The following is a 12,724-nucleotide window of genomic DNA, read 5'->3' as shown; positions in this document are numbered from 1 at the left end:
GCGTCCGGTCGGGGAACCTTACCGGCATGGGGTGAGCAGCCAGTGGCCAGCTAAATATTCAGTCCGTGCTCGATACAACTGCCGAAGCTGAAGATGGCCGCCAGCTAGTCTAGACGATGCTACTTGCCGGCCAACCGGGGAGCCAGAACCGGGGCCTTCATCGCAAGGTTCGACCAGTCGATCGGAGCGAAGTCTTGTCTCAGGAGCTTGGCAACCCAATCGCCCATAGCGGCTGCGGCGTTGTCGACGAGGCCCCCTTCGTTCATCAGGAGCAGACCTGATTTGCCGGAAAGGGGGTGGCGCCAGATAATCACCAATTCATCCAGTTCGGCGCGCTCAAACATCCTGCGCACCCCCGCCGCCGACTCGCAATAGCTGCATAGCCTTTTGTCAACGAGAAGCACTGCTCTACGCTTCCCCGTGGCGCCCTTGGCCTTCAACTCATCCAGATAGTGCGCAAGCTGGTTGAATACACCGCCCTCCGCATGCGACCGCGTTGCGGCATTGATCCCCAGGTCGTTTACGCCAGTCTTGTAGTACAGCCGGTGCGGCTTGACCTTCCGGTCCCACATTATCCGATGTGCCGAGCGCCATCGGTTGCGGGAGATGAAGCGCCTGGAGGTTCCCCTGCCTTGCTCGAAGAGCAGCGTCGCGAATGCATGCCTGTTGACATGCCTTCTTGTATGAACGCCATGAAGGCGCCGCCAACTGATCTGGTTCGACAAGTGCACATCGCTGGCCATGAGCGCGTCCCGTACGTGGCAGCCGTTGTGCACCCAGACCGCGGCACCCGAGGACGACGCGCTGACAAAGAAGGTATGACCTTTGTCCAGCTCGAGAGTGACCAGTTCCGTTCCAGTCCGCTGGCTTCGTACGTCTATGACGGCGATCTCTTCATCCGTGGCGGTGACAAGTATGTCGCCCTCTCGCAGTTCGGCGGCTCGGAGCCAGCCGCGGTTCGCCGCATACCAAAGGTGATCCTTGGAGGAGACAACCGATTGGCTAGTTCCCGGATCGGTCCCGAAGGTGATGGCGACGGTCTCCTCGGCAAACCGCCGCGCCACCTTGCCGACTTCTGCGACCAGCTCGCAGAGTCCGTCGGCCGTGCGCGCGAGGACCATGTCGCCCGGCTCGAGGTCGCCGATCGGCCGCCTGCCTGCCGGCGTTGAGACGAGGACATCCGGAGCGAAGCAGTAGGCACGGACGAAGAGCCCCCCGATGGCGCCCATGAGCGTGTTGGTTAGCAGCGAGGACGTTAGATCGAAATCGTCGGCCTCGCCTTTTGCGACCGCCGTGGCGTAGTCTCCGCCCACGCCTAGTGCCGCTGCACCGGCCACCGGCGCGGCGCGCGCCGCGACGCGGGCTACCCGCCCCCCCTGCGACATCGCATTGAGGGCCGCACCTAACTTGGCGCATTTGCCAAGCGACGAAAGACCGGATGACGCAGCTCCAACGCAAAAATCGACCGCCGCGTCGGACAGCTCATAGTCCTTGCCTTGCACGCGTGCTATCGCGTAGCCGATGCCGACCGAGGCAATGCCACCCAAGAGGTGCGTGATGAACTCGCCGCCGCTATCGGCCGCGTTCACCGGGTCGTTGCCCGCGTACGTATAGAGGTTCGGCAGGTCCGGCATTCCCGGATCGTCGGGAGAGAGGAACCGGTTGAGCGCCACTGAATAGGCACGATGGGGTAGGACAGCCAGGGAGCCGTCAGCGACAGTCTGGTATCCACCGAACCGGGGCGTCGAAGCATCGTTGGGGCTGATACCCGGAATGGCCTCGCCCCATGGTCCCGTCAGCAGCGATTTGGCGCCACCCGGATCGAGCGCCGTTTCGACCGTTCCCACCTTGTTTGTTTCGAACTGGGACTTCACACCGCTGGCATCGGCTGTCGCCAGGACCCTGTTGGACTCGCCGAAAACCGCGACCGAGATCGGCGCGCCTGTCACCGCGTCTCGCCGTGAGTGCCAGCGTCCTGCCAGGGCAAGATTGAACACGGCCGCGCCAGTGACAGGATCACGCTCCACCACCAACTCGCCGTCGGGGCCGTATTCCAGGTGCGCCACACTCGCGGTCCCCTTGATCACCTCGGCCAGACGCCCTTGGGCGTCGTACTGGTACGTGAATTCACCATCCTCGAGCAGCCGTCCACACGCGTCGTAGTGGCAGTCGAGTTGCTCCTCAGTCGGCGAAAACAGCGTCAGCTCGGCAACGGCAAGTGCGTAGGGATGCTCCGCCGGAGGTCGTGGGCCGGCGTCGGCCGGCTGCAGCAGCCGAATCCGGGCGGCTTGTGCTGGTGCAACGCCGAGCGTGGCGGTCGGCGCCGCTGGCCTGATCCGGCCGCTCGGCGCATCGAGGATACCTGCGCCGACGGCATAAAGGACATTAAGTGAGTGCCAAACACCGTCCGTGTCGGCAAATTCCAGGCGAAGCTCGGCAGGGAAATCGCGTCCGTGTGGCAGCGCCAGTTGAAGTCCGCTCACGGCCTGCCGGCTGGGCAGAACGAGCTCCAGCCAGTGCTCGCTCGTCGTCGTTTCCGAGACGAAGCCATGGCCCGCAGAGAGATCGGCCGCGGCAAGACCGTCGCTCGCAAGATCGGGAGCATGGCCGGGCAGGGCGCTGTCGGATAACGCCGTCAGCGACGCAGGCGGCAATGGCGTCCAACCGAACGTCCGGCTTCCGATGAGTTGATTGAAGCCGTTGTACGTTCGCGTCGTGACGATCCCGCCCGACCGCTCGACAACCGCATTCCCCGCTTCGTCGTAGGTCCATTCCTTTTCCCACAACCGGTTGCCGTTCGTGGACTCGACCACGTGTCCGGTGAGGCGGCCGACGCCGTCGTACCGCCAGCGCTCGACAATCGAGAGATGCCGGTGGGTCGCGGCGGTGAGCCGCTCCAGGACATCGTAGTCGTAGGTGACGTGCCGGACGAGGTTGCTCGAGGCGTCGAAGCTGCGAATGGAAAGCAGCTCGCTTGCGTTGCCCCATTGATAGACGTCTTCCAGCCCGAACCTGTTGACCCGCTTCGGCCGGCCCTGCAGGTCCCGATCGTATTGCGCCACCACCGTCGGCGGGCCGGCGCCGCCCGCCACCGTCACCCTGCTGATGCGGTCGAACCCGTCGTGGTCCCAGACGACGAAAAAACCGAGGTCGTCCATGACCGACGCCACCCGGCCATAGCCGTCGTAGGAAATGTCGGCTGTCGCGTTGAAGCCGGCGGCTGCGTTGGAATAGTTGATCCGTGTGGGCAGACCGACCCCGTTCCGGGCAAGCGTCTTCAGCGCGGTTCCGTCCGACGAGGAGAGGAGTCGGCCGGCGAGGTCCCGTTCCGTCCGAACGGTTGGGCCGGAGGACCAGGCGACGGCGCTCTCCGTTCCCGCATCGTTGGACGAGAACGTCCGCGTCACACCGGAAGGATCGACGAGCGTCGCGAGATTGCCGGTGGCGTCGTAGGTGTATCTCCACGTGGCCCCGATGGGCGTGGTCACCGAGGTTAGCAGTCCATCCTCGTATTGCAGCCGGGTTGTGTCCCAGCTGCCCCCCCGGAATTGGGAGATTTCCAGGAGCTCGTCGTGCGGAATGCCCCAGGCGTATCGGGTCTCGGCGAGAGAACCGTCATGGCCCTCGATGCGCATGCGTATGAGACGGTCCGCCGCGTCGTACTGGAGCAGCGTGCGCGTGCCGAGCGGATCGATCAAGGTCGCGGGGCGGCCGGCCTCGTCGTATCTGATCTGCGTCGCGTGGCCGTAGGCGGTCTCCACCGCGCTTAATCGGAAGCCTTGGTACTGGCGCTTCTCGACGGACACCAGTTGCCCAGACTGATTGGGCATGCGGACCTGGGTTGTGCGCGCGGCACCGTCGCGCTCGACCTCGACGATGGTGCGGCCATTCTGCCGTATCCGATGGGGAAGCCCCGCCTGATCGAGTTCGAGCGACGTCGTGCTTGCCCGCGGAACCGTCGGGGTAAGCAACAGGTTCAGGTTGTCGCCCGAGTGCTGGATGAGGACGCCGGCGGCATCGTAGAGGAAGCGCTCGCTGGAAATCTCGGCGCCGGGTTCGCCCTTGTCGATCTGCACGACGCGGGCGAGGCGGTCGTAGCGGTAGGTGAGGCGCTGCTGGCGGCCGGGCGCGATGTCCGCCGTCTCGGATTCCAGCAGCCCATCCAGCCGATAGGCGTATGCCAGGGTCGGCGTGAAGGATTGTCCTGCAACCACGGTTGGCGGGTGTGTCAGGCGGGCGATCTGGCCTTCGTCCGTATAGGTTATCGTCGTCACTTGCGGTGGCTCGCCCCCGACGGTCACTGTAGCTTGGGCGATATTCCCCAGGGCATCGTAAACGTTGGTGGTCGTCTCCCGGCGACTCCCGCTCTCTTCTGTGACTTCAAGTAGTCGGCCCGCGATATCGTAGTTGTAGCGGACGCGCTCGGCCCCGCCTTCGAAGATCTCGGAAGTCGGTTCGTAGAGATCGTTGTACTCGATCCGCTTCTCGCCATCGTTCAGATCGATCTCGTGCTCCATTTGCCCGAGAGCCGAGTACGTTCGGCGGATGACGATGCCGGCGGCCGTCTCTATCTCGGAGACGAGCAATGTCGCCGGGTCGTATCTGAAGCGGGTCTCTTCTCCATCGGAGTCGAGGCTGCGGGTCATCCTGCCCAGCCCGTCTCTCTCGTATGCCGTCTCGTTGCCCTCGCCGTCCCTTGTGAGGGACGGGCACCCCATTGCGTCGTGCTCCTGCTCTTCGCTCCACGTCGGACCGCGCGTCGAGCGTGTGACGAGGCCGATCTTCCCCGGCTCGGTCGATCTGACATGCGAGGTCCTGACGCTCGATGGATCAGTTTCGGAGACCAGCTCGCCATCGTCGTTGTGCTGGAACAGCCACGTCGGATGTCCCGCTCCGGGAGAGGGTTCATCTTCCACGATTTGAGTGACAACAACAGCGCCGTTGGCGGTCGTACCATAGGTGAAACGGGTCGTTGCCCCGTTACGGGATGATATCGAAACAAGTCGCCGCCGGCCCTCGATCGTCCCGGTAAAGCGCAGGTCGCTCGTTCCGTTGGGATATGTCGTCGAGTAGCCGGAGCGATGGATATAGGGCTGTCCCGGAACAAAGCTTTGCCAGCCGGCTCCGTCGTAGATTTCCCGGTGGCCGGCCCCGCGATCCACCTCCCATGTCCAGACTAATGATACGCTGGCGTAGCGGAAACGCGAAACCCGCCCTTCGGGCTCCTGAACCGCCACCTCGAACGCGGTTGTGTTTGGGAAGGATTGAAAGTCCCATGCGAACGCTGCGGCGTAATTGCCCTCGATGACTCGAGTCACCGACATCAAGGGGCGGCGCGGCGCCAAGGCCCTCGCAGGCTGCCAGATGTAGCTTGCGCGAGATGCCGGACCGGTCAGTTCGAGAAGACGCCCTGAATCGTCGCACGCGAACCTCCACGTGGCGCCGCTCTGGGCATGCCGAACCGTGGCGAGGATCCTTCCGTTGTACTCGAAGACCCAATGCGACCCGGACGGATCGACCGCTTCCGAAACCCGCCCGTCCGTTCCGTGAACCAGCGAAGTCGCCCGCCCCTGCGAGTCAGTTATTTCCGTCCGGAGGACCCTGTCGCCACTCAGCGCATAGTCGAACAGCAGCGGGCGAGCGTGATCCATCCTCCGGAGCTGGCGCGGGCGGCCGTTACGGTCGAAGTCCAACTCAATGAGCGAGTCCGCTGACAGCAGTCTGTAGCCATCGGCGACCTCATAGATCGCCGCAGAGTCGAAGGTGCATGAAAGAGCGCCGGACTGTGTCCGCGCCGCCGTCGTCCAGAACCCCCCGATGGCGTCGGGGGGCCGAAGATACAGCGCGTCGTGGTTGGACCCAGGATCGGGAAGGAACCACGTCAGCCGGCCGTCCGAGTCGAGGAACAGAATGTCGCGTATCGTGACGCGAGGGCTCGCAACGTCAGTGTCGCCCGTCCGAACCTCCCGCTCCCTCGTCAGCAGAAAGAGGCGAGACGTCAAAAGGCTCGACCACCCCGGTCCGAAGGGCAACTCAGCTCGGGTATCGACAGTGCTTCCTGGTTGTGGTGAGGCCAGGGCGGCGGCGCTGCCGGAGTCGTAGGCAAGGTCCAGATTGACAGGCAGTCCCGGTCCGAGGGCCGCGAATAGGGGAAGATTGTATCGCACCTGCCCGTCGAACAGGCTTGTGGCCGCACCGCTGATTGGACCTTTCCAATAGGCGCATGCGTGATCGACCTCGGTTTCCGATCGTGCAAGGACTACAAGCGTCTTGCGGCAGACCACAGCGCCTCCGGAGAGGACCTCGAGTGCCAAGGGAGCGTCCGCAGCAGCCGGGCTGGCCCCGATTTGAGGTCTGAGCCAGATGGCGACGGCATGGATGACACCGTCACCGCTATCGAGCTGGTTGACCCCGTCCCAAGTCGTTAGGCGCCATCCAGGGTGTGGAGGGTTTGACGAACTCCAGCTTGGGATTCGCAGCGTGGTCGATGAGCCGGTCGTGTCCGGGGCAAGACCAATGCTGTACCCAAGGTCTGCGCCGGGAAACTGGATATGCGGTTCGCCGCCAAACCAAAGCGTCACTTGCTCGCTGTCAAACGGGCAGCGGCGCAATGCGTATGCGCTCGTTATCGCTTGCTGATGTTGCGGAAAACGTCCCCAGACCGCAACAACCTCGCCCCCAAGGCGATGCCCTTCGGCCACTCGCAGAGTGAGATCGAGGTCCGACCAGCGCGTCGGCTCGATTCGTAGGATGATCGGTATCAGCGTTGCGTAGACGGATGGTTTAGTGAGGATGCACGGCAAGGGAATGTCGAGCTCCCCGCCGATGTCGCCGGTTTGGCAGCTGAAAGGCGGCAGTGCAAAATCCGGCAGCATCTTTCAACCCCTGCTCAAAATGGTCGCGCGGTCGGACCAGGGTGCTATGCCACCTACGTTTATACCGAAGATGTCGGCGATTCGAGCCCGTCATCGCCCACCAAGTCATGCGATTGAAATTTGCGGTCCTGCGATGGTGCCAGCAGACCGAGATCGAATGGCACTGCATCGCGCCGGGCAAGCCCACACAGAACGCCTTCGTCGAGAGCTTCAACGGGCGCTTCAGGGACGAATGCCTTCTGTAGTTGGGGCTTCGGTGTCAATCTCCGTTGTTCGATCCAAGCACCCGTCTGGGGTCATGCTTCTGTTCGCGGTCGGCATCTGCTCGCCGCAGGATGGGGGTCGAAGGTGAGGCGGACCATGCTAAACGGCGGGCTTGTGATTGCGCGCTGAAGCAGCACCAGACACTCGTGCGGCCTTCGCCTCATCCCCGTCCCTGACGGGACCTTCGATCGGGATACTGCCCTCTCGAAGCTCGTGATCAGATCACACCGGCGCTCCCCAACGGAAGGGAGTGGCGTCGCGCCACATCCGGTGCATGACGACGGCAGTTTGCGAGCGACAGCGATCTTGGCCTTCTTCAGCGTGCTGCGCTTCGCGATCCGCACACCCCAGGCCTTGATCGATGTCCATTGGCAAGACCGGGTCAGCATCACATGCGCCGCGGTGAACAACGCGGTCCGTGTGAACGCATCGCCGGATCGGCTTATGCGGCCCCGGACGTCGGTCTCTCCGGACTGATATTGTCGGGGCGTGAGGCCGAGATGGGCGCCTACATCGCTCGATCGTCGGAACCGTGCCGGGTCGTCGATTGCCGTCTTGAAGGCCAGTGCCGTCACCCGCCCGACACCGGGAATGGTCATGCCTTCCCAGCTGTTGATCATGCCAGGCAGGAAAGGACCGGCGTCTCCGGAACCGAAGTCCCAACTACGCCATCTCAACGACACACTGTTCTCGACGCTGTCTGAGGCCCGCAGCGCCATCAACTCATGGAAGGAGGATTACAACCACCACCGACCACACTCGGCTCTCGGCAACATGCCGCCGACTGAGTTCGCAATGAAATCAACGATGGAAAAACAGGCCGCATGAGGCCAGAAATGAAACCAGGACTCTCCCTCAAACCGGAGGATATTGGGGTCTCAGGTCAGGTGCTACGTAGACAGCCAGCTTTTTGGCCTCCTCCGATCCGATCTTCCACAGGCCACAGAGACGTAAGCGGTGTTCTCGGGCCACCGCACTGAGTTCGGGGTCGGCGATGTAGGCCCACGGCAGGAGATGGTCGATCTGGCTGTTCGGATGGCCGTTGACGATCCTCGTGCGGACCTCGGTCTAGCGGTCGCTGTCGACCAGATCATACAACTCGCGAAGCCTGTCGATACCGATATGAACGGAGGCTTGAAACCCCTCGCCTTCCACGCCCTCACAGAACTGCATCCCGTGGCGAAGTCCCAGTTTTTCCGAAATGAGCCAGAAGAAAGGTCGCATCTCAGCAGTCGGCATGAATTCAATGACCTTGGTTCCGGGTTCGCAAAACAGCAGATTGGTAAGCCCTGCGCCATGCGCGCCAACGACGAATTCGGCACGCTGAAACATCAGGACCTGCTCCTCGATACTGGCGCCTTCGAGCCAAACGGTCTCGAAACCGAGTGGATGAAGGAAGGCTTCGACCTGTTCGAAATTGCAGATCGCGCGCGCGGTTCCCAAGCGTTTGATCAGCAGGCGCTTGCCTCTCTGGCCGCGCTTTTCGGCGTATAGGAAGGCGACGCGGCGCTGGAAGCGCTTCACGTAAGCTGAGGGAACCCCCTCGATCAAATCGTGGCTGTCTACCCAGATGGCTTCGTCGACATAGACCATCGGTGGCGGTGCTTCGACGACAGGCCAGTTCTGGAAGCCCAAGGTTCTGAGCGAGGCGCGATGATCGAAGACCGCGTTGATGTCCATGGTTTGCGGGAGGATGATTTTTAGCCCCAGGCCTTCCTTGACAGTATACGTCAAAATATCGAGGGCCAGAAGGCCCTCAGCCAACCAATGATAGTAGTTGTGCAAATTGCCGTTGAAGAAGATAGCGAACTTGCCATCGAGATGCCTGGCCTGGACCAAGGCCTGCTTGTCGATCCAGCAGGTATCTCCATTTCTTGTCAACCACGGTGTGTCCTCCGGCGCGCCTTTGATGTAGCCGAGATCCTTAGCCACCCCCGACGCATCGAAAGCCGCTCCTTCCGTGAGCCGGGACATCGAAACATATGTGTCGCTGCGGCGACGAAATGTCAGTTCGTCGGGCACCGCGCCCAGTCGAGCAGTACGCGAATTGCGATAGCGCGTCATGAACAGCCGCCGATCGTCGGCATCGACAAACACAGGTTCGCGTCGATATGTGGTGGTCTGCATGGCGTTCCGCCAGCTGGAGTTGGGGACAGCGAGAAATGCCTCCAGCGAGTCCACATCGCGGCTTTCCGCTGACGAAACGGCTGCCCTGATCGGCCCCTCCTGGGTCTTGCGGCCCTGCGAGCCACTCGCGTTCAACTCATTGTCTGAAGCCTTCAGCCGGGTCATGCGACGTGCAAGTGCACTCGGCTGAAAATACAAAAACCCCTTCAGTTTCCAGGCGGATCGATCAGGGGTGCCGGCTCCGCGATTGTTCATGCTCTCAAGATAAACCGTTACCGTACCGTCCTCTGCGCTTTCGCATGGCACGGTTACTATGATGTCAGGTCCAGGTTTTATGGCGATCTGCTGCCTGGCTCCATATTCCGGCCGCACGTGCAAGCTGACAGCTTTCGAACTGGAGCAGGTGAGCCGAAGAACGACGATGACCTTTGTCCGGCCAGCGCCTTCGACGCGAAATCGCAGAACGGAAAATGGCCCGAAAGCCGTTATCCCGACCTTTCCGACGGCGTTCCAGCCCGAGATACAGGCGGTCTCGGCCGAAAGACAACCGCGCACGGCTTCCTGGGCACTCCCCTCGATCCATTTTCCGATCGGCAAGAACTCGTTGGCAGGAAGCGCGATGGCGCGAGCACCTGAGACAGCCGGCGGGCGCTCAAGATTGACCTTTACTGAATGCATGATCCCGGCGGCGAAACTGCGCCAGGATCGCAAGGGGAATTGCGCGGCGATTTCCCTCTCCCGCCGTTTCCTCAAATCCCGGTCTTCTAGGTAGCGGACGAGTTGATAAAATCCGTCCCGGACATTGTAGGGATCGATATAGTCGGCGAAGCCGCCACCGACCTCCGGTATGCCTCCGGTGTTGGACGCGAGGCAAATCTTGCCCCGCACCAGGCTTTCGCCGACCGGCAATCCCCAACCTTCGTCGAAGCTTGGAAACATCGTCAGGAGACACTTGCGATAAAGCAGATCAAGAGTCTCGTCGGACAGATCGTGCAGAAGCACGATCCTGCCGTCCAGATTGTTGGCGGCCTTGAGCTGACGCAGGAAATCATCAACCAGCCAGCCCTTGCGTCCGGCCAGGACCAACGTCGGGATCGCAACGCCCCCCTGTTCCATCATCAGCTTCCAGATGTTGAAGAGGTAGAACGGATTCTTACGGGGCTCGATGGTTCCGACGCAAAGTACGAACTCGGACTTAAGCAGCCTTGCAACCGTATCGCTGAGTTCGAGCGTATCGGCCGACGATTTCGGCAATCCGTGTCCAAGCGGCATCACGTCGATCGGCACCGGCGGCAGGTTTCGCGTCTTCAGGTAGGTGACGAGCGCGGCCTTGTTATAGTGCGAGGATGTGACGACAAAGTCGGCCATCGCGAGCACCTCTACGAGCGGCTTCACCAGCATCATGCCAGCATTGGCTTCGAAATATTCCGGCCGCGAAATCGGCAGGATGTCGTGGACAAATACGCCGATGGTCAGGCCCGCGTCCTTGAGTTGCCAAACATGCCGTCCGACACTGTTGATCGCCCAGAACGCGCCGGTGGCCAGAAACAGGTCGCCCGCCTGCGCATTGGCCGGCACGGCTGCATCCAGCACCGTCCGGATCCGTTCCGCAAAATCCGATGGAGACGCAGGCTCCGACCCACGCCGGTCGATGATCTCCAACAGCACCGGCGCGGCCACAACAGCCAGGCCTTTCTGGCTGAAGACGGTAAAATTGACCTCACGTGCCCGAGTCTGTTCGTTAAGGTTGCGAATGAGCTCGCACTGAACACGCTGGATGCCGGAAATCGTCGAATGTGAGCGTAGAAAAAGCAGCAGATCCGTAACGTCGAGATAGACCTCCCGAGGCCGATGGTCCCGCCCGCTTCGACTTGAGCGCTCCATCCCTGTTTGAATGGGTTCGACATTCCGGAGATCGCTCGGGCTGTTTTCGAAGTGGGACCAGAACTGGCCGTCGCTCCACGGCATATACGGAACCAAGCGTTGGTCGGCGGGCGATGGCAAAAAGCAGTGCTGCGTGTCCGCAGCCAGAATGGCCGCCATGCGCGAGAAGCTCGAGTTGCAGATCGCAAGGTATTCGGCCCGGCGCAGAATTTCGAAGTCCCGCACATGGTCGGGCAATCGTGACCGAGGCAGGTCGGACAGCGCTTTCGGTGAAAATTCCGCGAAGTGTGGAAGGACAGTGACGGGATCGTCGGTCGCTACGAACAGCACGGGGTCAGGCAGCGTCGGCCAGATGTCTCTTAGCCATTCGACATACCATCGCTCGGAAATCACTTGGAGCCAAGGCAGATCCGACAGGAGGTAGTCCGTCCGCCGGATGTGGATGGCAATCAGCGTGCGCCGCCCGTTCCCGGTCAGATTACTGCACCATGCATCGAACTTTTTGCGCTCCGCAGCCGGAGGGCAGAAAAGCATCCTCAACAATTCTCGATGCGGTTGCCAACAGGGCGGCATCTCTTGGAAATAGCCCCAGAAATCGACGTTTACGGGAGGAGCGGCCGCCTTCCAAAGCGCCGCCTCGGCATCGAGAAAGCCCTGGAATGCCAGTTCCGGCAGTTTCATCCGCTTGCTCGAAGGGTCCTTGAGGCCAAACAGCTTTCGTCCAGGCCAGTCGGGAACGGCCATCTTCACGCCGTGCCGCAAGGCATAGAGCTTCATGAACGCATACTGGAATAACTGATTGGCGAAGCGGCCATTGTTGCCGAGGCTCGACATCGTTATGTGCCCGCGCTCGCCACCGTCCAGAAATTCCGGTGCTCGAACGGCGTCGCTGGCCAGAAACACGTCGAGCGCCCTGGATGAAAGCGCGACACGGCCAATTCCAACGAGGCCGCTATCGAAAAGGCTTCGCCGCAGGAGCAGGTCGAGCTCGGGACGCGGGCTCGCGGCCTTCTTGACAGCTGCGACCGCGCGGAAATGATAGCCATCTCGAGGCTTCAACGCACTCAGGATTTCGGCAGGCGCGGCTAGGAGATCGCTGCCCGGCAAGGTGCCACAGACCTCCTGGACGCGGCGATGCAATTCGCACAACACGTCCAGGGTCAAAGGGCCTTCAACGGGCAAACTGAGAAGCGGATCCGGAATACGGTATGGCCCCGCGTCGTCGATCCTGAAAACCAGCGCTGAAAGGCAAGGCCGCCGCTCTGGGTCTTCCCCCACCACGGTCAACGACCGCAGAACGAAGTCCTGTCTGGCAAAGGGTTTCGCCAGTGCGCCGGCCTGGCGGATCAGATGATCGGCGGTAATCCCAACGGGATCGCCTTCAAAAGCGGAGGGCCAACCAGCGCGATCGCCAGTTTCGTCTTGAACCATGCTCTCGCCCGTCAGCCTTATCCGAACCCGGGCAGGCGGCGGGGATCTTCGTCCGGCTATTGGATTGGCCACGTCCACGTTCCTTGCAAGACGTTAGCATTGCCGATTAGCGTGTCAAACCCGGCAGGGGCCATCGGTTGACC

Annotated in this window: 2 protein-coding genes and 3 pseudogenes; 2 read left to right on the top strand and 3 right to left on the bottom strand. The window is 61.8% G+C overall.

Annotated features, from left to right (window positions below; genetic code table 11):
- Positions 1–119: 119 nt before the first annotated feature.
- Positions 120–6,875: an RHS repeat-associated core domain-containing protein gene (locus ABLE71_RS21485; RefSeq protein ID WP_348785517.1), complete on the bottom strand. Its 6,756-nt coding sequence runs from the start codon at positions 6,873–6,875 to the stop codon at positions 120–122.
- Between the two features lie 122 nt (positions 6,876–6,997).
- On the opposite strand from ABLE71_RS21485, the pseudogene ABLE71_RS21480 reads away from it, so the two are divergent.
- Positions 6,998–7,114: pseudogene (locus tag ABLE71_RS21480) on the top strand (integrase core domain-containing protein); the annotation flags it as partial.
- A gap of 247 nt (positions 7,115–7,361) precedes the next feature.
- Here the strand turns inward: ABLE71_RS21480 and ABLE71_RS21475 are convergent.
- Positions 7,362–7,738 (bottom strand): annotated as a pseudogene (locus ABLE71_RS21475) (transposase); the annotation flags it as partial.
- Positions 7,739–7,811: 73 nt separating this feature from the next.
- Between ABLE71_RS21475 and ABLE71_RS21470 the strand changes: the two are divergent.
- Positions 7,812–7,910: pseudogene (locus ABLE71_RS21470) on the top strand (integrase core domain-containing protein); the annotation flags it as partial.
- Positions 7,911–8,207: 297 nt separating this feature from the next.
- On the opposite strand, the gene ABLE71_RS21465 reads toward ABLE71_RS21470, so the two are convergent.
- A complete protein-coding gene (locus tag ABLE71_RS21465) occupies positions 8,208–12,581 on the bottom strand; it encodes a glycosyltransferase 61 family protein (RefSeq protein ID WP_348785516.1) in 4,374 nt (1,457 codons plus the stop codon).
- Positions 12,582–12,724 lie beyond the last annotated feature (143 nt).

Source organism: Mesorhizobium sp. KR9-304, assembly GCF_040049215.1.
Lineage (GTDB): Bacteria > Pseudomonadota > Alphaproteobacteria > Rhizobiales > Rhizobiaceae > Mesorhizobium_K.
The sequence above is the reverse complement of the archived record's forward strand: the minus strand, read 5'-3'. Positions and strand labels throughout refer to the sequence as shown.

What these genes read in the sequence shown, in the direction of transcription:
- ABLE71_RS21485 (WP_348785517.1), bottom strand. Translation starts at nt 6,875, where the DNA reads ATGCTGCCGGATTTTGCACTGCCGCCTTTCAGCTGCCAAACCGGCGAC.
- ABLE71_RS21465 (WP_348785516.1), bottom strand. Translation starts at nt 12,581, where the DNA reads ATGGTTCAAGACGAAACTGGCGATCGCGCTGGTTGGCCCTCCGCTTTT.